General features: G+C 65.1%; 22 protein-coding genes. 14 read left to right on the top strand and 8 right to left on the bottom strand.

Annotation, left to right across the window (positions count from 1 at the left end):
* Positions 1-13 precede the first annotated feature (13 nt).
* Entirely contained in the window at positions 14-451 is a 438-nt protein-coding gene (mscL, locus tag OIK40_RS07705) for a large conductance mechanosensitive channel protein MscL (protein WP_273677542.1), read from the bottom strand.
* A gap of 176 nt (positions 452-627) precedes the next feature.
* Between mscL and OIK40_RS07700 the strand changes: the two genes are divergently transcribed.
* The 5 genes from OIK40_RS07700 (at position 628) to OIK40_RS07680 (ending at position 4,222) form a co-directional block, all read left to right on the top strand.
* Positions 628-1,230 (top strand): LemA family protein, encoded by a 603-nt coding sequence (locus OIK40_RS07700; protein ID WP_273677541.1) that lies wholly within the window; start codon positions 628-630, stop codon positions 1,228-1,230.
* A gap of 5 nt (positions 1,231-1,235) precedes the next feature.
* On the top strand, positions 1,236-2,105 hold the full coding sequence (locus OIK40_RS07695; protein ID WP_273677539.1) for a TPM domain-containing protein: 870 nt from the start codon (positions 1,236-1,238) through the stop codon (positions 2,103-2,105).
* 3 nt (positions 2,106-2,108) lie between these two features.
* A complete protein-coding gene (locus OIK40_RS07690) occupies positions 2,109-2,783 on the top strand; it encodes a TPM domain-containing protein (protein WP_273677538.1) in 675 nt (224 codons plus the stop codon).
* 78 nt (positions 2,784-2,861) lie between these two features.
* Positions 2,862-3,407: an NUDIX hydrolase gene (locus OIK40_RS07685; RefSeq protein WP_273677876.1), complete on the top strand. Its 546-nt coding sequence runs from the start codon at positions 2,862-2,864 to the stop codon at positions 3,405-3,407.
* A 32-nt stretch (positions 3,408-3,439) separates the two neighbouring features.
* Positions 3,440-4,222, top strand: coding sequence for an SDR family oxidoreductase (locus OIK40_RS07680; protein ID WP_273677536.1), 783 nt, complete (start codon positions 3,440-3,442; stop codon positions 4,220-4,222).
* Between the two features lie 90 nt (positions 4,223-4,312).
* On the opposite strand, the gene OIK40_RS07675 is transcribed toward OIK40_RS07680, so the two are convergent.
* From OIK40_RS07675 to OIK40_RS07665, 3 genes are read right to left on the bottom strand one after another with little or no spacing between them, the layout of a single operon-like run.
* Positions 4,313-4,528 (bottom strand): PspC domain-containing protein, encoded by a 216-nt coding sequence (locus OIK40_RS07675; RefSeq protein WP_273677535.1) that lies wholly within the window; start codon positions 4,526-4,528, stop codon positions 4,313-4,315.
* Positions 4,529-4,559: 31 nt separating this feature from the next.
* Complete coding sequence (locus OIK40_RS07670) at positions 4,560-4,673, bottom strand: enoyl-CoA hydratase (protein ID WP_273677533.1); 114 nt, start codon at positions 4,671-4,673, stop codon at positions 4,560-4,562.
* A 43-nt stretch (positions 4,674-4,716) separates the two neighbouring features.
* Positions 4,717-4,830 (bottom strand): enoyl-CoA hydratase, encoded by a 114-nt coding sequence (locus tag OIK40_RS07665; protein ID WP_273677531.1) that lies wholly within the window; start codon positions 4,828-4,830, stop codon positions 4,717-4,719.
* 241 nt (positions 4,831-5,071) lie between these two features.
* Here OIK40_RS07665 and recF point away from each other — a divergent pair, with 241 nt between their 5' ends.
* Entirely contained in the window at positions 5,072-6,160 is a 1,089-nt protein-coding gene (gene recF, locus OIK40_RS07660; RefSeq protein ID WP_273677529.1) for a DNA replication/repair protein RecF, read from the top strand.
* Here the strand turns inward: recF and OIK40_RS07655 are convergent.
* Complete coding sequence (locus tag OIK40_RS07655; protein ID WP_273677526.1) at positions 6,157-6,918, bottom strand: arylesterase; 762 nt, start codon at positions 6,916-6,918, stop codon at positions 6,157-6,159. The genes recF and OIK40_RS07655 overlap by 4 nt on opposite strands.
* Positions 6,919-6,944: 26 nt before the next feature.
* Between OIK40_RS07655 and OIK40_RS07650 the strand changes: the two genes are divergently transcribed.
* Positions 6,945-7,640, top strand: coding sequence for an ABC transporter ATP-binding protein (locus OIK40_RS07650; RefSeq protein ID WP_273677524.1), 696 nt, complete (start codon positions 6,945-6,947; stop codon positions 7,638-7,640).
* A complete protein-coding gene (locus tag OIK40_RS07645; RefSeq protein WP_273677522.1) occupies positions 7,637-10,162 on the top strand; it encodes an ABC transporter permease in 2,526 nt (841 codons plus the stop codon). The genes OIK40_RS07650 and OIK40_RS07645 overlap by 4 nt, the downstream gene beginning before the upstream one ends.
* Positions 10,163-10,193: 31 nt before the next feature.
* On the opposite strand, the gene OIK40_RS07640 is transcribed toward OIK40_RS07645, so the two are convergent.
* Both OIK40_RS07640 and OIK40_RS07635 read right to left on the bottom strand, forming a co-directional pair.
* Entirely contained in the window at positions 10,194-10,679 is a 486-nt protein-coding gene (locus OIK40_RS07640) for a DUF805 domain-containing protein (protein ID WP_273677520.1), read from the bottom strand.
* Between the two features lie 129 nt (positions 10,680-10,808).
* Positions 10,809-13,433, bottom strand: a complete 2,625-nt coding sequence (locus tag OIK40_RS07635) for a TonB-dependent receptor (RefSeq protein ID WP_273677518.1) — start codon at positions 13,431-13,433, stop codon at positions 10,809-10,811.
* Between the two features lie 402 nt (positions 13,434-13,835).
* Between OIK40_RS07635 and typA the strand changes: the two genes are divergently transcribed.
* The 6 genes from typA (at position 13,836) to OIK40_RS07605 (ending at position 19,887) form a co-directional block, all read left to right on the top strand.
* The gene (gene typA / locus OIK40_RS07630; protein WP_273677517.1) at positions 13,836-15,674 is read left to right on the top strand and encodes a translational GTPase TypA; all 1,839 of its coding nucleotides are present in this window, start codon (positions 13,836-13,838) and stop codon (positions 15,672-15,674) included.
* Between the two features lie 174 nt (positions 15,675-15,848).
* Positions 15,849-17,333: a sodium/proline symporter PutP gene (gene putP / locus OIK40_RS07625; protein WP_273677515.1), complete on the top strand. Its 1,485-nt coding sequence runs from the start codon at positions 15,849-15,851 to the stop codon at positions 17,331-17,333.
* A gap of 121 nt (positions 17,334-17,454) precedes the next feature.
* A complete protein-coding gene (locus tag OIK40_RS07620; protein ID WP_273677514.1) occupies positions 17,455-17,859 on the top strand; it encodes a thioredoxin family protein in 405 nt (134 codons plus the stop codon).
* A 12-nt stretch (positions 17,860-17,871) separates the two neighbouring features.
* Positions 17,872-18,591: a cytochrome c biogenesis CcdA family protein gene (locus OIK40_RS07615; RefSeq protein ID WP_273677513.1), complete on the top strand. Its 720-nt coding sequence runs from the start codon at positions 17,872-17,874 to the stop codon at positions 18,589-18,591.
* Positions 18,592-18,653: 62 nt separating this feature from the next.
* Positions 18,654-19,064, top strand: a complete 411-nt coding sequence (locus tag OIK40_RS07610) for a VOC family protein (protein WP_273677511.1) — start codon at positions 18,654-18,656, stop codon at positions 19,062-19,064.
* Positions 19,065-19,158: 94 nt separating this feature from the next.
* Positions 19,159-19,887 (top strand): extensin family protein, encoded by a 729-nt coding sequence (locus OIK40_RS07605; protein WP_273677509.1) that lies wholly within the window; start codon positions 19,159-19,161, stop codon positions 19,885-19,887.
* Between the two features lie 90 nt (positions 19,888-19,977).
* Here OIK40_RS07605 and OIK40_RS07600 read toward each other — a convergent pair whose 3' ends face one another.
* Entirely contained in the window at positions 19,978-20,598 is a 621-nt protein-coding gene (locus OIK40_RS07600) for a response regulator transcription factor (protein ID WP_273677507.1), read from the bottom strand.
* Positions 20,599-20,708 lie beyond the last annotated feature (110 nt).

Below are 20,708 nucleotides of genomic sequence, written 5' to 3'. Positions count from 1 at the left end.
GAGGGGGTAACACTTACTTCTTCAGCGCATCGCGGATCTCGGTCAGCAGGTCGATCTCGGTCGGACCTGTCGGCGCGGGCGCGGCCTCTTCTTCCTTCTTCTCGAACTGCGCGGTGACCTTGGCGGCGTAACGCACCAGCAGGAAGATGATGAAGGCGAGGATCACGAAATTGATCACCGCGGTGACGAATGCGCCATAACCGATCATCGCCGCACCCGCTTCCTTCAGCGCGGCATAATCGTCCATCGCGCCTTCATAACCTTCGGGCACGGACAGCAGGATGAAATGGGAAGAGAAATCCGCCCCCCCGAAAATCGCGCCGACCAGCGGCATGATGATATCGCCGGTAAGCGAGGTGACGATGGTTCCGAATGCGCCGCCGATGATCACCGCGACAGCCAGTTCCATCACGTTGCCCTTGGCGATGAAAGCCTTGAATTCCGACAGCATGTCTATCCCCTTGTGTCCGCTGCTGCCTTCTTCTGGCACTCTCTCCGTACGCTGCCAAGCCGTACGGTTTCCTCCCTCCACCGCTTGAACCGCCAAGGAGGTGTGCTATATCGGCAATACAGGAACTTGCTGCGCCGCCCCTGTCCTCGGGCAGCGCCATCAGGAGGGATCGGATAATGAAGCTCACCACCATGCTGCGCGGCGCCTTTGCTGCCGTCGCCGCGCTCAGCCTTGCCGCTTGCGGGATCAACTCGGTTCCCGCCGCCGAGGAAGAAGCCAAGGCCAAGTGGGCCGATGTCGAGGCGCAGTTCCAGCGCCGCGCCAATCTCATCCCCAACCTCGCCGAAGTGACCAAGGGCGCGGGCGAGAACGAGCGCAGCATTCTGACTCAGGTCACCGAAGCCCGCGCCAAGGCGACCAGCGTCAATGTCACCGCCGAAGATCTCGACGATCCGGCCAAGATGGAAGAATTCGCTGCCGCGCAGAGCCAGCTCAGCGCCGGGCTCGGCCGTCTGCTCGCCAGCTTCGAGGCCTATCCGCAGATCCAGTCGAACCAGAACTACCTTGCGCTGCAGAGCCAGCTCGAAGGGACGGAAAACCGCATCGCTGTCGCCATCCGAGACTATAACGAAGCGGTACGCAAGTATAACACCACGATCCGGACCTTCCCCGACATCATCGGCGCGAAGGTCGTCCATGGGGCCGAACCGATGGTGCCCTACAAGGCCGTGACCGAAGGCGCCGAAGCCGCGCCGACGCTCGACATGACCTCGAACTGAGCGGCGTGATCCGTCGCCTGCTCCTTTTGCTCGCGCTGGCGGGGGCGCTGTTCGCATCCCCGCTGGCCGCAGAGCCGCAATTTCCCGAGCTGACAGGGCGGGTGGTCGACAATGCCGACCTGCTCTCGCCCGAACAGGAAGCACAGCTGACTGCCAAGCTCGAAGCGCTTGAAACCCGGTCGCAGCGCCAGCTGGTCGTCGCCACGGTGCCCGATCTGCAGGGCTATGATATCGCCGATTACGGCTACCAGCTCGGCCGCTACTGGGGCCTTGGCGATGCCCAGCGCAATGACGGCGCGCTGCTGCTGGTCGCCCCGAATGATCGCAAGGTCCGGGTCGAGGTGGGTTACGGCCTCGAAGGCTATCTTACCGATGCGCTGTCCGCGCTGATTATCCAGAATGCCATCCTGCCGCGGTTCCGCGACGGCGATTTTCCCGGCGGGATCGAGGCGGGGACGGATGCCATCATCGCCCAGCTTGAGCTCCCGCCCGAGGAAGCGGCCAAGGTCGCAGCCGAGGCAGGCAAGAAGCGCCAAAGCGACGGCGGCTTTCCGATCGGGGTGCTGATCTGGCTCGCCTTCATGTTCTTCTTCTTCGTACTGCCCATCCTTGCCGGACGCGGGCGGCGGCGCAAATACCGCTCGCGCGGCTCCGGCCCCTGGGGCGATCGCGGGCGCGATGCCGCGGACACCGCGCGCGACATCATCCTGTGGGAAGTGGGCAGCGCGATCCTGCGCGGCGCGCTGTCGGGCGGCGACGATGACGGCGGCGGCTGGGGCGGTGGCGGGTTCGGCGGAGGCGGCGGCTTCGGCGGGGGAGGATTCTCTGGCGGCGGCGGCTCTTTCGGAGGCGGCGGCGCCTCGGGGGGATGGTGACACATGGCGTGGCTTGACGAGGCAGGACACCGATTGGTCAGCGAAGCCGTGACCGAGGCGGAAAGCGCGACCGCGGGCGAGATCGTGACCGTGCTCGCCGACCGCAGCGACGGCTACACCGATGTCGCGCTGCTCTGGGCGGCGGGCGCGGCTTTCACGATGATGAGCATCTTTGCGGCCTTTCCTCTGCCCTTTCTCGAATTGTGGGACCGGTTGATCGGCGGCTGGGGCCACGAATGGACCACCGGAGAGCTGGCGAGCATGGTGATCGGGCTTGGCCTGCTCACCTTCCTGGTCGTGATGCTGGTACAGCAATGGCAGCCGCTCAAATTCGCGCTGGTGCCGGGCCCCACCCGTACCGCACGCGTCCACGATCAGGCAGTGCGCCAGTTCAAGGTCGGCGCGCAGGCGCGCACCACCGGCCACACCGGCGTGCTGATCTACCTGTCGATGCGCGAACACCGGGCCGAGATCGTCGCCGACGAAAGCATCGCCGCCAAGGTTCCGGCCGAAGTCTGGGGCGAGGCGATGGGCGATATGCTCAGCCATATCCGCAAGGGCCATGTCGCCGAAGGGCTGGCAGCGGGCATCCGCGATGTCGGCTTCGTTCTGTCGCAGCATTTCCCGCGCGGCAGCGAGGACGTGAACGAGCTGCCCGATCGGCTGATCGAAGTCTGATCACCCTTCCCTCTTGACCCGCCGCGCGCGAACCTGTCGAAAAGCGCCACCCAGCCTCACCCGATGGAGTTCCCCTTGATCAAAGATCGCGACGCCGACTTGCCTGAAGAGATCATGTGGGAAGGCCGCTTTATCACGGCCAAGAAGCGCGGGCGGTGGGAATATGTCGGGCGCGCGCGCGGCATCCGCGCCGCCGCGATCATCGCCCTTGATGATGACCCGGACGGCACGCGCCACGTCATCCTGGTCAGCCAGTATCGCGTACCGCTGGGCCGCTTTTGCCTCGAGATTCCGGCCGGGCTGATCGGCGATGACGAGGGCAAGGAAGGCGAGGATGCGACCCTCGCCGCCGCGCGCGAGCTGGAGGAGGAAACCGGCTATCGCGCCGGAAGCCTCGAGGTGCTGGGCGAATTCTATTCCTCGCCGGGCATGGTTTCGGAATGCTTCACCCTGCTCAAGGCGACCGCGCTGGAACGCGTGGGCGAAGGCGGCGGGACGGAAGGCGAGAATATCACCGTTCACCGGGTTGCCTTGCGCGATCTTTCGCGCTTCGTGGCCGAATGGCGACGCGCAGGACACGCGGTCGACGTGCGCATCGCCCTGTTTTTGAATTTGCTGGGCTGATAGCACCGGAATATTTGGGAGAGGATCAAGATATGGCAGGACGTGTAGCGGGCAAGATGGCCCTGGTGACCGGCGGCGCACAGGGCCTGGGCCGTGCGCATTGCATCCGCTTGGCGCAGGAAGGCGCGCGGGTGCTGGCAACCGACATCAATGGTGCGGGCGCGGCGGAAACCGCGGCGATCATCAATGCCGAAATGGGCGAAGGCACCGCCTTTTCGATCGCCCATGACGTGACCGACCCGGCGCAGTGGGAAGCCGCGGTGGATGCCGCGCGCGAACACCTCGGCGGGCTCAACGTGCTGGTCAACAATGCCGGGATCGGCGTTGCCGGCAATATCGAGACCTGCAAGTTCGAGGACTGGCAGCGCTGCTTCGACATCAACGTGAATTCGATCTTCCACGGTTGCCAGAAGGCGCTGCCGCTGATGCGCGAGCATGCGCCGGGATCGATCATCAACATCTCCAGCATCGCCGGCCTGATCGCCAGCGACACCATGCCGGCCTATAATTCCTCAAAGGCGGCGGTGTGGATGCTGTCGAAGTCGATCGCATTGCACTGCGCCAAGAAGGGCATGCAGATCCGCTGCAATTCGGTGCACCCGACTTTCGTCGATACGCCGATCCTTGACGGGACGGCCAAGGCGCACGCGCTCGACAAGGAGGTGCTGATGGAAAAGCTGGCGCGGCAGATCCCGCTCAAATTCGTGGGCGAGCCCAACGACATCGCCAATGCGGTGCTCTATCTCGCCAGCGATGAAAGCCGCTTCATGACCGGGGCGGAGCTGAAACTGGATGGCGGCATTTCCGCCATGTAAAAAAGAAAGGGGCCCAAAAAGGCCCCTTCCCGGTTTGTCCAATCAGGTGCAGCGGCCCGAAAACCGGGAACCGCTTTTCTGGCGCTGCACTCAATCCGCGATCAGCGCGACCGCGAGGTAGATGAGGATCGGGCTGCCAAAGCCGAGCAGCGTGGCGGCGACGAAGCCGATCCGCACCAGCATCGTATCGATGCCGAAATAGTCGGCAATCCCGGCGCAGACGCCGAAGACCTTCGCATTGGTCTTGTCGAGGCGGAAGCCAGCGCGGGGCGGCTTGCCGTCGGGATTGCGGGTAACGTTGTTCATTTCAGTCGCACTCCTGTTGCGTGGTTAGGGTTTACGCCGTCAGGCCGGGGCTGGCGGGGATGATCGCATAGGCAAAGCTTGCAACCGTCAGGATCACCGCGAAGGTGGCAGAGGCGAAGCGGGCAGAAGTTTCGGGGCCGAACATGGTCAAATGGTCCTTGTGAAAAAAGAGCTGGTCAGTGCCGAAATCAGGCAACGAGGCTCGGACTGGCGGGGATGATCGCATAGGCCAGGAACGCGGCCGAAATGACGACCGAGAAGGCAGCAGCGAAAAAGCGTTCGGAAGCTTCGATGGCAAACATGGGGTAATCTCCTTGGTGTTTTTTGCTGTCCCTCGAGACCATCCCGGGGACGCAAACAACATTGCAGGAGCCGTGCCAAACTCGAAAAACGGCGGAATTCCGCCATTCCTTTGCTTTCAACCGGCCGACATGCCGTTCACCTTCCCGAAAGCTTGGTGAAATTTCCTAAGGATTGGGATTGCGGATTGCGGGGTGTGCGCACTGGCCAAATCCTGCCCCTCCCGCTAACCGCGCAAAGGCCATGGGCCTCAGCCGGATCAGCCTCGAAAACTTCCGCAACCACGCAAGCACGACGCTTGGGGAGACGGCCCATTTCAACCTGCTGGTGGGCGAAAACGGCGCGGGCAAAACCAACCTGCTCGAAGCGCTATCGCTGCTCGGACCGGGCCGTGGCTTGCGGCGTTCGAACCTTGCCGATCTCGCTCGCCGCCCTGCGCCGGGCGATGCTCCGCTGCCTTTCGCCATCGGCGCAAGTCTGAACGAGGCGGGCACTGTCTCCGCGCGGATCGGCACCTATACCGAAGCGGGTCAGCCCGGACGGCGGCTGGTGCGGGTCAACAGCGCGCCCGCGAGCGCGGCAAGCCTTGCCGAATGGCTGGCGCTGTCATGGCTCACCCCGGCGATGGACGGGCTGTTCACCGACAGCGCGGGCGCGCGGCGGCGCTTCATGGACCGCATGGCGCTGGCGATCGCACCCGATCATGCGCGGCGGGTCAATGCGCTGGAGGCGGCGCTGCGCGAACGCGGACGGTTGCTTGAACATGGGGGCGATCCGCGCTGGCTGGATGCCGTGGAAGCGCAGGCGGCAGACCACGGTGCGGCCGTGGCGGCGACACGGGCGGAGCTGGTCGCACGGCTGGCGGATGAATTATCGGCGCTGCCCCCGGAACCTTTTGCGCGCCCCGCCCTCGCCTATCGCTCCGGCGGCCCGACCGACGAGGCCGGTTTGCGCGCCGAGTTCGCCCGCAATCGCCCGCGCGACCGGGCGGCGGGCCGCGCGCTCACGGGCCCGCAGCGCGACGAGTTGGAGGTGGTGATGGCCAGCACCCGCCAGCCAGCCGCATCCTGTTCGACTGGCGAGCAAAAGGCGATGCTGATCGCGATCACTTTGGCCCATGGCATCCTCGCCGCCTCCGGCCGGCCGAGCGTGCTGCTGCTTGATGAAGTCGCCGCGCACCTTGACCCGGTGCGCCGCACCGAATTGTTCCGGCGGCTGCGCGAAGGCCGCGCGCAGGTGTGGATGACCGGCACCGAACTCGCCCCCTTCGACGCGATCCGCGAAGAAGCGGCGATCTGGCGGGTCAGCGGCGGCAGCGTGGAACGGCTCTAGCCTTCGCCGGGTGGGGGCAGCGCCCCTTCGACCTCTCCGAGCGTCGAGGCAACCAGCCGTTCGATCCCTTCTGCCGTGGGATGGATGCGATCGTCCTGGAACAGATCGGATTCGCGATAGATATCCTCCAGCCAGAAGGGGATCAGCGCCGCGCCATGCTCCTTCGCAAGTTCGCGGTAGAGCGCATCGAACTGCGCCTGGTATTCCGGCCCGTAATTGGGCGGCGCACGCATCCCCATCAGCAACACCGGAATGCCGCGCGCCTTCAATTCGTCCAGCATCTTGCCGAGATTGGCCTTGGTTTCCTCCGGCGAAAGCCCACGCAGCAGATCATTGCCGCCCAGTTCGAGGATGAACAGATCGGGGGTTTCGCCTTGCGCGTCGAGCGTGAAGGCAAGCCGCATCAATCCGGCCGCACTGGTATCGCCCGACACGCCCGCATTGGCGATCCGCGCATTCACGCCCTTGGCCCGCAGCGCCGCCTCCAGCTGCGCCGGGTAACTTTGCTCCGGTTCGAGGCCATAGCCCGCAAACAGGCTGTCCCCGAATGCCAGAATGCGCCGTTCCGGCCCCATCACCGGGATCGGCGGCGGCCCTTCGCCCGCGCCAAGCGCCGCGCCCGAAGCGGGCGGCGCGGTCGCCTCTTCGGCGGGATCGCCGCAAGCCGCCAGCGCCAGCAGAGCCGCGCCCGCCACCATCATTTTCGACCAACCGCGCCCGTGCATCCGCGAACCTTCCGTGACAGTACCTTGTTGCATCCCTTCACCTATGCCATCGGAACCGTGTGACAAGTCCCTCTCTCGCAATCTCCGCCCGCAATCTCACCCTCACCCTCGGCAGCAGTGCCGCGCCGGTGACGATCCTGCGGGGTATCGATCTCGACATCGCGCATGGGCAGGTGGTGGCGCTGCTCGGTCCTTCCGGCTCGGGCAAGAGCTCGCTTATGGCGGTGCTTTCCGGCCTCGAACGTGCCAGCGGCGGCAGCCTGACGGTCGCCGGTGCGGATTTCACGTCGCTAAACGAGGATGGCCTTGCTGCCGCACGGCGGGGACGGATCGGGATCGTGCTGCAGGCATTCCACCTGCTGCCCACCATGACAGCGGCAGAGAATGTCGCCACACCGATGGAACTGGCCGGGATGGAGGATGCCGCGCCGCGCGCGCTGGCGGAACTGGAAGCGGTCGGGCTCGGCCACCGCACCGGGCATTATCCCACCCAGCTTTCCGGCGGTGAGCAGCAGCGCGTCGCCATCGCCCGCGCCACCGCACCGCGCCCGGAACTGATCTTCGCCGACGAGCCGACCGGCAACCTCGACGCCGCCACCGGTGAGGAGATCATCAACCTCCTCTTCGCACGCCGCGCCGAAACCGGGGCGACGCTGCTGATCATCACCCATGACGCCAGCCTTGCCGCGCGCTGCGAGCGGGTGCTGACCATGGCCGACGGGGTGATCGTCTCGGACACGGCTTCGGGCGCATGAGCCTGCCGCTTTCGACCGCATGGCGCATCGCCCGGCGCGATCTCAATGCCCGCTTCAAGGGGCTGCGGCTGCTGCTGGTGTGCATCTTCCTCGGCACCGCCGCCCTGGCCGCGATCGGCACGTTGACCGCCGCGATCGAGCGTGAACTGGCTTCCAGCGGGCAGGAACTGCTCGGCGGCGATCTCGAGGTCGAGGTTTGGCAGCGCGATTTGCGTGCCGACGAACTGGCCGCATTGCAGGAATATGGCGAGGTATCGGGCGGTTTCCGCTTGCAGGCCATGGCGAGCACGCCCGATGCCGCCGCGCCGATCGAATTGAAGGCGGTGGACGCGAAGTGGCCGATGTTCGGGACGCTCGTGCTTGCCGACGGGCGCGAGGTCGGCGCGCCGTCCGGCAATGACGCGTGGATTGCCGAGGGTGCGCTCGAACGGTTGGGGATCAAGGTCGGCGACAGCTTCAGCGTGGGCACCGTAACGCTGACCGCAGCGGGCGTGATCAGGGACGAGCCCGATCGCCTGTCCGAAGGATTCCAGCTCGGCCCGACGGTGATCGTCGCGCGCGGCGTGCCCGCAGAGGCCGGATTGCTGCAACCGGGCGCGCTGTACCAGAGCAAGCACCGCGTCGCCTTTGCCGATCCGGGCCGCGACCCCGAAGCGGTCGAGGAGGAACTGACAGAGGCTTTCCCCGAAGCGGGCTTCGACTTCCGCACGCGCGACCGTGCCTCGCCCGGGGCAGACCGCTTTGTGCGGCAGATGAGCGATTTCCTCACGCTGGTTGGCCTCGCCGCGCTGGTGATTGCCGGAATCGGGATTGCCGGCGGCGTGTCGTCCTACCTCGACCAGCGCCGCAGCAGCATCGCTACGCTGAAAGTGCTGGGCGCGACCTCGGCTGACATCGTGCGCATCTATGCCCTGCAAATCGGCGCCGCGGCACTGGCGGGAAGCCTTGCTGGGCTGCTGGCGGGCGTCGCTGTTACACCGCTGCTGGCCAGCGCATTGCAAGGCCTGCTGCCGGTCGAAAGCGGCTTTATCATCGCGCCCGGCCCACTGGCGCTGGCGGGAGCATATGGCCTTCTGGTCGCCTTTGCCTTCGCTGCCGCGCCGTTGCTGCGTGCCCGCACCTTTCCGGCAATGGCGCTGATGCGATCGGGCATCGTACCGCTGTCGCGCGACAAGCGGGCGCTGCTGGTAACGGGCCTTGGCCTTGCCGCGATCTGTGCGCTGGCGCTGCTGACGACTGATCAGCCGATGCTGTCGGGCGGATTCCTGATCGGCGCAGGCGGCGCGCTGGTATTGCTGGCGGGGCTCGGCTGGGCGATCCAGCATTTCGCCCGCCGCCTGCCGCGCCCGGCCAACCCGCTGCTCAGAAGCGCGATTGCCAATCTCCACCGTCCCGGCGCCCCCACCGGCGCGCTGGTGACGGCGCTCGGCTTCGGACTTGCCGCCTTCGTGCTGCTTGCCGCAGTGCAAAGCGCGATCGACGGCAATATCCAGAGCCGCGTGCCGCGCGAGGCGCCCGATTACTTCGTGCTCGACGTGCCGCGCGACAAGGAAGCGCGTTTCTTCGAACTGGTCGAGGCCGACTTCCCCAATGCCGTGATCCGTTCCGTCCCGACCATGCGCGGCGCGGTGCTGGCCTATGGCCAGAAGGACAAGATGGTCCGCGTCGCCGATCTGGAGGAAATCCCCGAAGGCGCTTGGGCGCTGCGCGGTGAGCGCGGGCTTACCTATGCCGATCGCGTGCCGCCCGGAAACCGCGTCGTCGCAGGCAAGTGGTGGAGCCCGGTGCATCAGGGAGAGCCGCTGGTTTCGATTGACAAGCGGCTGGCCGACGCCACCGGCCTCAAGGTCGGTGACTATCTCACGATCGGCATTCTCGGGGTCGAGCGCACCGCGCGCATCGCCAACCTGCGCGAAATCGACTGGGAAAGCATGGGCTTCAACTTCGCATTGGTGTTCAGCCGCAACGCGATCAGCGATGCGCCGCACAATCTCGCCGCGACCATCGATCTGCCCGAAGATGCGGACTCCGCCGCGCGCGGAACGCTGTTGCGCGCGCTGGTGAAGGAATTGCCGTCAAGTTCGGTGATCGAGGTCGGCGGTATTCTGGTGGAGGCGCGCAACCTGCTCCAGCAAGTCAGCCTCGCCACGCTGGCAGCGGCGGCTGTAACGGTGCTGGCGGGTCTCGCGGTGCTGATGGGCGCGATTGCCGCCGCACGGGCAGCGCGCACCTATGACACGGTGATGCTGCGCGTGCTGGGGGCGAGCCGGAGGCAGATCCTGCTGTTGCAGCTGGCCGAATACGGCCTGCTCGCGGGCCTGCTGGCGCTGGTCGCCCTGGCGCTCGGCGGCGGGCTGGCATGGGTCGTGATAACCCGCCTGTTCGAATTCGACTGGCTACCCGACTGGGGGCAGGTGCTCGCGGTGCTCGGCCTCGGCGTGGCGCTGGTGCTCGGCTTCGCGCTGGCGGGTTCGCTGCCGCTACTGCGCGCAAAACCCGCCCGCGCTCTGCGAGAGCTCTAGGCTATCCCGCAGAGCGCGCGCGGCAGCAAGATCACGCGAAGACATCTTCACTGAAGGGATCCTTGGGATCCGGGCCAAAGCGGTTGCTGCCCGGCGTGCCGGGCATGGCCATAACAACCAGCAACCCCAATGCGATGAGCAAACCGATTATCGGAAGCGCGCTGCCAACTATGAACCCGAGATACCACCACCCGGACATGTCGCGATCATGGAACCGCCGGACCGTGACCGCGATCGAAGGAATAAAGGTAGCCAGAGCATAAAGAGCGTAGATGCCGATCAGAACCAAAGCGATCGGACTTTCGGAGAAATTGCTCGCAAAGTCGGCCGATGCCGAGAAACCGTCTCCCTGGGAATCGAAGTCGGAACTGCTGCTTGTCGGCGAAAGGATGATGGCCGGAGTGACGAGCAGCAGCCCGACCAGAATATTGAGGAGCTGGAACATCCAAAACTCCTTGCGCCGCCAACGGCCTTGAAAATCGACATACCGTTTGAACGGCAAAATCATCCATTCCATGTGCGTGATCCCCTCTCATGCGTTGTGCGTAACACCCTCTCAAGGCACCATAATCCTTGTTCCAAGGCAAACGAAAAGGCCCCGCGCATCGCTGCACGGGGCCTTCGCATTTCGTTACGGGCGTCCGCGTCAGAAGCGGAAGCGTACCAGGCCGCCATAGGTGCGCGGCTGGTTGGGATAGCCCGAAACCGTGCCCGCCTGCGCGACGCCGTCGAAGACGGTGAGCAGATATTCGTCGTCGAGCAGGTTGCGGCCCCAGACACCCAGTTCGATCCCGTTATTGAGCGCCAGCGTGATCGCGCCGTTCACGAGGTTGACCTCGCGGCGGAAGATCTCCGTGTTGCCCAGCGCCGCATTGAAGGTCGGCAGACCGTTGTTGATGTCGGTATTGCTTTCGTGGCTGTAATCCAGACGGGTGATCAGCTTCGAACCGCTGTCCCATTCGTGGGTGTAGGTTGCCGAAGTGGCGATCGCCCAGGACGGGATGCCCGCCGGCCGCTGGCCGGTCAGATCACCAACCACCGAACCGGTGAAGCTGTCGAACAGCGGATCGAGGTGGGTCACCGCGAAGGTCAGCACCAGACCGTCGGTCGGGTTGATCGTGGTGTCGAACTCGAAGCCCTTGACCGACTGTTCACCTGCGTTGCGCAAGGCGAAGCCGGTGCCGGTGAAGGCGAAGCTCTGGAAGCCCTGGATCGTCTGGTCGAACACCGCGAGGTTGAAGCCGACGCCGTCCCACTGGCCCTTCACGCCGATTTCGTAGACTTCGGCTTCTTCCGGACCGGCAAAGCGGGTGCCGGATACGAGGTTCGGAACCGCCAGCCCCGCATCGCGGATCGGCGAGGACGGCGCGAGGATCGTCGAACCACGCGGGCCGGCAACGAAATCGGTACCCAGCGGACGGCTGTCGCGCGAAAGGTTGACCGAGCTCGCCTTGAAGCCGGTGGCATAGCTCAAATAGACGTTCAGTTCGTTCGAGAACTGATACGCGGCGCGCAGCAGGTAGGTGAACTTGTCGTCATTGGTACGACCATCCTCTACCGCGTTCGGAATGGCGAGGAACGGCGGCTGGAACTGGAACGGTTGCAGTGCCAGCAGCGGGTTCTGCGCCGGGTTGGTCGCCGCCGCCGCGATCGCGGCGAAAGCAGCCGGGTTGGCGGCCTGGAAGGCGGCGATCTGGGCCGGACCGATATTGGCCGGCGGCGTCGCCGTCAGCTGTGCGATCTGGCCGACGATAACCGCATCGACAAGGTTGATGTTGGCCAGCGGATCGAAGCTATTCTGGCTCAGCGCGAAACGCTTCTTGTCGTCGGTGTAGTTGAAGCCGGCGGTCAGCACGAGGCCGTCGACCGGTTCGAAGTCGACCGTACCGAACACCGACCAGGCGGTGTTGTCCATGCGGAAGCTTTCGCTGGTCAGCAGCGGGGTCAGGAAGATGCTTTCCTGCGGCAGGCCAAGTGCGGCCTCCACCCCGTTGAACACGCTCGGCGCGCCTGAAAGGACGGCCGCCGGGTTACCGCCGGCAAGGATTTCGAAGAAGTCGCGGATCTGCGACCCGTTCTCGATCCGGCTTTCCTGCGTGATCTTCTCGTCGAAGTAGAAACCGCCGAGCAGGAAGTTGATCGGCCCGTCGAAATCCGACGCGACGCGCAGTTCCTGTGTGAAGGTGTCGACGCCCTGATCGCGCTGTTCGCGGGCGATGTCGGCACCGGTGTAGTCGATATCCGAACGGAAGAAGTTCGTCAGTTCGCGATAGGCGGTGATCGAGGTGAAGCTCAGCGCACCGGCGCTGTAATCCATCTGGATCGAGCCGCCGTAGTTATCGACTTCGTTGACCGGCACGATGTTGAGGCTCGACGTGCGGTTGAAGAAGGTGTCGAAGTTCTGCACCTGCCCGCCCAACAGGTTGAGTGCGGGCGCAGTCGGGCCGGCGACAACAGTGCCGACCTGACAGCAAACTTCGTCGATACGCGAATAGTCGGCGATCGCGCGGATGCGGAAATCGGGCGTCGGCTCGATCAGCAGCTGGCCGCGGGTCGACCAGCGGTTACGGTCGTTCTGGTCAACACCGAGATTGACGATCTCCGCCGTCCCGTCACGCTTCTGATAGGTGCCGTCGAGCGAGAAGGCGATGTTATCGGTAATCGGCCCGGTCACATCACCGCGAAGGAAGATGTTGTTGAAATTGCCGTAGCTCGCCTCGACCGAACCGCCGAACTCGAACTGCGGTTCGCGGGTAATGATCGAGATCACGCCGGCGCTGGCGTTCTTGCCGAACAGGGTCGATTGCGGACCGTTCAGGACTTCGATGCGTTGGACGTTGTTAAGGTCGGACAGGGCGCCGGCCGAACGCGAACGGAACACGCCGTCGATGAACACGCCGACCGAAGGTTCGACGCCGAAGTTGTTGTCGCCGTTACCGAAACCGCGGATGATGAAGGTCGAGGCCGACGAGGTCTGAAGCTGGCTGACGCGCAGCGACGGGGTGACGGTCTGCAGGTCGAGCACGTCGCGGATCTGCGCCTGCTCCAGCACTTCGCCACTGGTCACCGACACTGCGATCGGAGTTTCCTGCAGGGTCTGTTCGCGCTTGGACGCGGTGACGATAATGACGTTGCTGCTTTCCGGTGCCTCGATTTCGGGCTCCTGGTCCTGTGCCAGCGCGACGCCCGGCATGGCGGCGGCAATGGCGGCAGCACCTGCCAGCAGGGTGGATCGGTACGAGCCGGCAAAGCCGGTGTGGGTCGAACGCATGGAAGCTCCTCTCCTCAAATCCCTCGACCCCGGCCCGTACCTCCCGATACGTTCTCTCCCGTGGTCGACGGGCCGAGTGATAAGCCAGCGACGGTTGCCCGACAAGCGCAAAGCCCGCGGTTTCCGGGGGCAAAAACGCCGTGTGTGGCACGCAGGCCACAGTGACTAACCCCTTGCAAAGCAGCGCCTGCGCCCCGACGCTTGCCCATCCGACGCTCTTGCGCTAGGCGGCGCGGCAATGTTGCAACGCAACAAGCAGCGCGCCCGCGGCACCTTGCCGTAGCGTCGCGGCCTGTCGCCAACCCGCCACAAACCCGGCCTACCTCGCGCGCCCGGCCGTGCGCCATGCTTTTGACCTGCCCGGATCGGCTGCGCCCGGGACCTGACTGGAAAAACGAAAAAATGTCCTCCTCGCTGAGAAATATCGCGATTATCGCCCACGTTGACCACGGCAAGACCACGCTGGTCGACCAGCTGTTCCGCCAGTCCGGCACTTTCCGCGAGAACCAGCGGGTGGAAGAACGCGCGATGGATTCGGGCGATCTCGAAAAGGAACGCGGGATTACCATTCTCGCCAAGTGCACCAGCGTCGAATGGACGCCGGAAGGCGGCGGCGATACCACCCGCATCAACATCGTCGACACCCCCGGCCACGCCGACTTCGGTGCCGAGGTGGAGCGCATCCTCTCCATGGTCGACGGCGTGATCCTGCTGGTCGACAGTGCGGAAGGCGCGATGCCGCAGACGAAGTTCGTCACCGGCAAGGCGCTGGCGCTGGGCCTCAAGCCGATCGTCGTCGTCAACAAGATCGATCGTCCCGACGGCCGCCCGCAGGAAGTGCTCGACGAAGTGTTCGACCTGTTCGTCAGCCTCGATGCCAATGACGAACAGCTCGACTTCCCCGTGCTCTACGCCTCGGGCCGCGACGGCTATGCCAGCGATGATCAGGAAGCCCGCAGCGGCACCCTCGCCCCGCTTTTCAACAAGGTGATCGAGCACGTACCGCCCCCGGGCCTCGACCCGGACGCCAAGTTCAGCTTCCTCGCCACGCTGCTCGATCGCGACAACTTCATGGGCCGCGTGCTGACCGGCCGCGTCCAGTCGGGCACGATCCGCGTCAACGACCCGATCCACGCCATCGACATGGACGGCAAGGTGATTGAAACTGGCCGCGCAACCAAGCTGATGAGCTTCGACGGTCTGGAACGCGTTCCGGTCGAAATCGCGCGCGCGGGTGACATTATCGCGCTCGCCGGTCTGGAAAAGGCGACCGTCGCCAACACCATCTGCGATCCCTCGGTGACCGAACCCATCGCCGCACAGCCGATCGATCCGCCGACGCTGGCGATGCGCTTCTCGGTCAATGACAGCCCGCTTGCGGGCCGCGAAGGCAGCAAGGTTACCAGCCGCATGATCCGCGACCGGCTGCTGCGCGAAGCCGAAACCAATGTCGCGATCCGCGTGACGGAATCCGAGGACAAGGACAGCTTCGAAGTCGCCGGACGCGGCGAATTGCAGCTCGGCGTGCTGATCGAAACGATGCGCCGCGAAGGCTTCGAGCTTGGCATCAGCCGCCCGCGCGTGCTGTTCCGCGAGGAAGACGGCAAGCGCATGGAGCCTTACGAGACGGTCGTGATCGACGTCGATGACGAACATTCGGGCACGGTTGTCGAGAAGATGCAGCGCCGCAAGGCCGACCTGGTCGAAATGCGCCCCTCGGGGCTCGGCAAGACCCGCATTACCTTCTCCGCCCCCTCGCGCGGCCTGATCGGCTATCACGGCGAATTCCTGTCCGACACGCGCGGCACCGGGATCATGAACCGGTTGTTCGAAAAGTACGGCCCCTACAAGGGCCCGATCGAAGGCCGCATCAACGGTGTGCTGATCTCCAACGGCGATGGAGAGGCGGTGGCCTATGCGCTTAACTCGCTGGAAGAGCGCGGCACGCTGTTCATCAGCCCGCAGATGAAGGTCTACGAAGGCATGGTGATCGGCGAGAACGCCAAGCCCGACGATCTCGAAGTGAACCCATTGAAGGCCAAGCAGCTCACCAACATCCGCTCCAGCGGCAAGGACGACGCGATCCGCCTCACCCCGCCGCGCCGCATGAGCCTGGAGCAGGCGATCGCCTATATCGACGACGACGAGATGGTCGAAGTCACCCCTCAATCGATCCGCCTGCGCAAGGCGCTGCTGTGCCCGCACGAGCGCAAGAAGGCCAAGCGCAAGAAGGAAGATTGATCCTCGCAAGGCCGGGCGGCGTGATTTCATGCCGCCCTGCCTCGCGACATAATCTTGCCGCGCATCCTGATTGCGGGACAGGGATTTAGCCGATCCGCCACAGCGCTAGGCAATCCTTGCGAATTTCGGGCGAGCGGTGGCCAAGCACGCTCCGGCTTGTTACCCACCCGCGCCATGAACAGCGCAACCCTTGCTTCCCTCGCCGCCTATTTCGTCCTCATGCTCGCGATCGGGCTTTACGCCTGGCGCAAATCGACAGCGGATTCGGAAGGCTACCTGCTCGCCGGACGCAACCTGCCGCCTTCGGTCGCGGCATTGTCGGCAGGGGCCAGCGACATGTCTGGCTGGTTGCTGCTGGGCCTGCCGGGCGCGCTTTATGCCGCCGGGCTGGTGGAGGCGTGGATCGGCATCGGGCTGTTCGTCGGCGCGCTGGCCAACTGGGTGCTCGTAGCGCCGCGCCTGCGCGAACAGACCGAGCGGATTGGCAACGCGCTGACCATCCCGCAATTCCTCGCCAACCGCTTCCCCGAGCGGGCGACGATGCTGCGCGTCACCTCGGCGGTGATTATCGTCGCCTTCTTCACCGTCTATACCGCCGCGGGGCTGGTGGGCGGCGGCAAGCTGTTCGAGACCGCCTTTGCCGGCATCCTGCCGAACACGATGTTCAGCGATTACATGATGGGCATCCTGATCACCGCGGGGATCGTGCTCGCCTACACCATGATCGGCGGTTTTCTGGCCGTCAGCCTGACCGACTTCGTGCAAGGGCTGATCATGATGGGCGCGCTCGTCATCATGCCGCTGGTGGTAATGTTCGGCGCCGGCGGCGAAGCGGGCGGGAGTCTGAAGGACGTGCCGGTGGAGGGTTTCCTCGACATCACCCACGGCCTCACTGCAATCGGCTTCATCAGCGCGGTCACCTGGGGTCTGGGCTATTTCGGCCAGCCGCATATCATCGTGCGCTTCATGGCGATCGACAAGGTGAAGAACGTTCCCCGCGCGGCCGCTTTCGGCCTCGGCTGGATGGGGATCGCGCTGATCGGTTCGATCGGCCTCGGCATCGCGGGCCGCGCCTATGTTGAACGCAACGAGCTGGTGATCGCCGACCCCGAAACGATTTTCATCGTGCTCGCGCAACTGCTGTTCCACCCGGCGGTGACGGGGTTCCTCTACGCCGCGCTGCTGGCGGCGATCATGAGCACGATTTCCTCGCAGCTGCTGGTGTCGTCCTCATCGCTGACCGAGGATTTCTACCGCCTGTTCCTGCGCCGCGACGCGTCGGAGCGCGAGGCGGTGAATGTCAGCCGCATCGCCGTGGCGCTGGTCGCTGTCGCCGCCTGCCTGCTGGCGAGCGATCCGAACAGCGAGGTGCTGGGTCTCGTCGCCAATGCTTGGGCGGGCTTCGGCGCTGCGTTTGGCCCGCTGATCCTGCTGGCGCTGATGTGGCACGGCAAGGATGGCGGCGGCATGACGGGCGCAGGTGCGGTTGCGGGGCTTGTGACCGGGGCTGGCGTGGTCGCGGCGTGGATCGCGCTGGGCTGGAACAAGGCCTTTATGGGCGGACCGGGTCTTTACGAAATCGTCCCCGGCTTTGCCGCAGCGATGCTGGCGATCATCGTGGTCAGCAAGGCGACCCGGAAAAACCTGCTGGCGGTGTAACCACCGGGCACCTGCACGCGAAACCCGGGGTGTCAGGAACGCGCCGCCGTCCTCCCCCCCTCCCCCCATCCGGACGGGCGGTGCGCTCCTGCACCTTGTTTTCCTGACCGGAGGATTTCCCATGCTGCGTTTTGTCTCGCTGCTCGCCGCTATCGGCGCGCTGTTCGCTGCCGCCCTGACTGTCACCGCCCGCGCGGAAACCGGCGGCGGCTGGCAGGCCTATGATGCCAAGGCCTTCGCCGCCGCACAGGCCGCAGGCAAAACCATCGTGGTCGATGTCCATGCCGACTGGTGCCCCACCTGCCGCGCACAGGCTCCCATCCTCGATGAACTGCGCAAGGAGCAGGCCGGCGACAAGATCGTCTTCATCAAGGTCGATTTCGACAGCGACAAGGCCTTCCTGCGCGCCCACCGCATCCCGCGCCAGTCGACCGTGGTGGTGTTCAAAGGCGAACGCGAAGTCGCCCGCTCCATTGCCGAGACCGATCGCAAGCGCCTACGCGCCGTCGTCCTCGGCGCGCTGTAAGGAGCGCGCATCATGGCCACCGGCGTGCTGCTCGCCTTCCTTGCGGGATTGGTGACGATCCTCAATCCTTGCGTGCTGCCGCTGGTGCCCATCCTCGTCGGTTCGGCGCTGGGCAAGAGCCGCGCCGGGCCGCTTGCGCTTGCCGCCGGACTGGTGACGAGCTTCACCACTTTCGGCTTTGCCGCGATCGCATTCGGCCATGCGCTGGGGATCGACGAAGGCGCGGTGCGCGCGCTGGCGGGCGCATTGCTGCTGGCGGCCGGTTTTGTGCTGCTGGTGCCGCAGGCTCAGACCGCGCTCAGCGCCGCAGCCGCGCCGCTGGCCGGTTTCGGCAACCGTAGGCTGGCGCAGGTCAGCGGTAACGGGTGGCACGGACAGGCGGTGATCGGCCTATTGCTCGGCCTGGTCTGGGCACCCTGCGTCGGCCCGACGCTCGGCGTCGCGATTGCGGCGGCAAGCCAGGGGGAGAACCTGCTGGCGAGTTTCACCATCTTCCTTGCCTTCGGGCTGGGCGTGGCCACCTCAATCCTCGCCTTCGCCTATGGTTCGCGCCGGGCGCTGGGTGAACGCCGCAAGACACTCGTGACACTCGCCCGCTACGGCAAGCCGCTATTCGGCGCGGCGCTGGTGGTGGTCGGCGCGATGGTGCTGTCCGGCTTCGACAAGGTGCTGGAGGCCGCGCTGCTCGACGTGCTTCCGGCCGGGCTGGTGGCCTTCACTACCCGGTTCTGAACGTATCGCCCTTCCCTCAGGTCGCAACATGGGGCACTTTGCTCCGTGGGGAGGAAAGGACGATGACAGACAATCATGGCAGCGGGCCGCGCGTGACCGGGCCCAGAGTGACTGGATTGGGCGGCGTATTTTACGTGGTGCGCGACCCGGAAGCGACCCGCGCGTGGTATCGCGATACCCTGGGGATCGACGGCCCCTATGGCCCGCAATTCGCGTGGGCCGACGATCCGCGCGCCAATCCCTATTCGTTGGTCAGCCATTTCGCCGACGATGAATATATCAAGCCGGGCACGGGCGGCTTCATGATCAATTTCAGGGTCGATGACCTAGACGGGTTCGTTTCCGGGCTCAAAGCCAAGGGCGTTGCGATCCTTGGGCAGGCGGACGAAGGCTATGGCAAGTTTGCATGGCTGCTCGATCCCGACGGGATAAAGATCGAATTGTGGGAACAGGTTGCGGACGAGTTGCCGTAATCGCACCGGCAATCACCCCTATGCCGCAGGCAAGCCTCGCTTCAGCGCATTTGTTTCCGGCTCGTTAACCATTTCTGCGCAATAATTCTTAGCCATGAAAACAAAGGCATTCATTCGCGGAACGACGCTGCTGGCAAGCGCACTCGCACTGGCGGGCTGCGGTTCGATGGTTCCCGGCGGAAGCAGCGGCGCGGCGCCGGGCACGGCGAGCACTGCCGCACGCGCGCCGGCACGGCCTGCCACCGGGATCGCGTCGGCCCCGCAAAGCTATGCTGCAAGCGAGACCGATCGCGGCTGCCTTGCCGATCTGGGCGCAAGCGGCGCGCGGTTCGAATTGCTGCCGGACACCTACGCCGCACCGGGCTGCAACAAACTGGGCACCGTGCAGCTGTCGGCATTGGCGGGCGACCGTTCGATTTTCGGGGTCAGCAATCTCGGGCCCGTCCGCTGCGGCACCGCCAAGGCCTTCGGCGACTGGGCGCGTTTCGGGGTCGATCGCGCCGCGCGCCAGATCCTCGGCAGCCCGATCGCACGGATCGAAACAATGGGCTCCTATGCCTGCCGCAATGTCGCCGGGACGGAACGCCGTTCCGCGCACGCCCGCGCCGAAGCAATCGATGTTTCAGGCTTCGTGCTGGAGGATGGCCGCCGGATCGTGCTGCGGCGCGACTGGAACGGCGGGGATGCGGAGACGCGCGAATTCCTGCGGGTGGTGCACCGGAGCGCCTGCAAGCGCTTCGGCACGGTGCTCGGCCCCGAATACAATGCCGCGCACGAAGATCATTTCCATCTCGAAGGAACCGGCGCGAAGTTCTGCCGCTAGATCCGGAAGCCTTACCTTTCAGCGGCTCCGGCGCACTGAACCACCAGAAGCACCGGAGCCGCCCGGGGGTACCTTCCCGTTGTCGGCGGACTAGGCCCGCAACCTGGGTTCCAGCTTCGCTTCCAGCCGCAGCCTAACGGCTTCGGCAGCGTGACGCGCACCAAGCTTGTTCATCATGTTGGCGCGGTGGATTTCAACCGTGCGTGGGCTGATTTCGAGCTCGCGCGCGATCGCCTTGTTGCTGCTGCCTTCCGCCAGCCAATCGAGCACCTCGCGTTCCCGCGCCGACAGCGTCGATATCCGGTCGCGCGCCTCGATCATGCGGCGACGGGCAGCGCCGAACAATTCGGCCTCCTTCTCGATCCGGGTCAGGCAGCGGGTAAAGCGTTCGGGATCGAGCGGCAGGGCCAGATAATCGAGCGCGCCCGACTTGATCGCCTCGACAATGCGGTTCGGGCGTGGCTGGACTTCGACCGCGATCAGCGGCAGCCATATCCCCAGCCGGGCAAGCCGCTCAAGGATCATCCCCACCCCGCCATCCTCGGCCGTGTCGCGGGCAATGATAAGCCCGTCGCGCGGCGGATGGGCCGAAAGCTCCGACAGATCCCCGTAGACTTCGCAATGGTGACCAAGGGCAAATCCCACCCGGGCCAGTTCGGCGCGCTGGCGGCTGCACGAGTCGACGATGTGGAGAGGGGTTTTGCGTGTCATGTGACGATGACTGCGCCAGCCCTGTACGCAATTCACGCAAGGTCGCCGCCGATCCGGAGGGTTTATCATCCCCCCTCTACATTAAGGCATTGAAAAGGCTTTGATATATT

The organism is Erythrobacter fulvus (genome assembly GCF_028595285.1).
Taxonomy (GTDB): Bacteria; Pseudomonadota; Alphaproteobacteria; order Sphingomonadales; family Sphingomonadaceae; genus Erythrobacter; species Erythrobacter fulvus.
Note: the sequence above shows the minus strand (reverse complement) of the source record. Positions and strands in the feature narration are given on the sequence as shown.

Coding starts and splice junctions, on each gene's coding strand:
- mscL (WP_273677542.1), bottom strand. CDS start 451: ATGCTGTCGGAATTCAAGGCTTTCATCGCCAAGGGCAACGTGATGGAA.
- OIK40_RS07700 (WP_273677541.1), top strand. CDS start 628: ATGAAGCTCACCACCATGCTGCGCGGCGCCTTTGCTGCCGTCGCCGCG.
- OIK40_RS07690 (WP_273677538.1), top strand. CDS start 2,109: ATGGCGTGGCTTGACGAGGCAGGACACCGATTGGTCAGCGAAGCCGTG.
- OIK40_RS07680 (WP_273677536.1), top strand. CDS start 3,440: ATGGCAGGACGTGTAGCGGGCAAGATGGCCCTGGTGACCGGCGGCGCA.
- OIK40_RS07675 (WP_273677535.1), bottom strand. CDS start 4,528: ATGAACAACGTTACCCGCAATCCCGACGGCAAGCCGCCCCGCGCTGGC.
- OIK40_RS07670 (WP_273677533.1), bottom strand. CDS start 4,673: ATGTTCGGCCCCGAAACTTCTGCCCGCTTCGCCTCTGCCACCTTCGCG.
- OIK40_RS07665 (WP_273677531.1), bottom strand. CDS start 4,830: ATGTTTGCCATCGAAGCTTCCGAACGCTTTTTCGCTGCTGCCTTCTCG.
- recF (WP_273677529.1), top strand. CDS start 5,072: ATGGGCCTCAGCCGGATCAGCCTCGAAAACTTCCGCAACCACGCAAGC.
- OIK40_RS07655 (WP_273677526.1), bottom strand. CDS start 6,918: ATGCAACAAGGTACTGTCACGGAAGGTTCGCGGATGCACGGGCGCGGT.
- OIK40_RS07645 (WP_273677522.1), top strand. CDS start 7,637: ATGAGCCTGCCGCTTTCGACCGCATGGCGCATCGCCCGGCGCGATCTC.
- OIK40_RS07640 (WP_273677520.1), bottom strand. CDS start 10,679: ATGGAATGGATGATTTTGCCGTTCAAACGGTATGTCGATTTTCAAGGC.
- OIK40_RS07635 (WP_273677518.1), bottom strand. CDS start 13,433: ATGCGTTCGACCCACACCGGCTTTGCCGGCTCGTACCGATCCACCCTG.
- typA (WP_273677517.1), top strand. CDS start 13,836: ATGTCCTCCTCGCTGAGAAATATCGCGATTATCGCCCACGTTGACCAC.
- putP (WP_273677515.1), top strand. CDS start 15,849: ATGAACAGCGCAACCCTTGCTTCCCTCGCCGCCTATTTCGTCCTCATG.
- OIK40_RS07620 (WP_273677514.1), top strand. CDS start 17,455: ATGCTGCGTTTTGTCTCGCTGCTCGCCGCTATCGGCGCGCTGTTCGCT.
- OIK40_RS07615 (WP_273677513.1), top strand. CDS start 17,872: ATGGCCACCGGCGTGCTGCTCGCCTTCCTTGCGGGATTGGTGACGATC.
- OIK40_RS07610 (WP_273677511.1), top strand. CDS start 18,654: ATGACAGACAATCATGGCAGCGGGCCGCGCGTGACCGGGCCCAGAGTG.
- OIK40_RS07605 (WP_273677509.1), top strand. CDS start 19,159: ATGAAAACAAAGGCATTCATTCGCGGAACGACGCTGCTGGCAAGCGCA.
- OIK40_RS07600 (WP_273677507.1), bottom strand. CDS start 20,598: ATGACACGCAAAACCCCTCTCCACATCGTCGACTCGTGCAGCCGCCAG.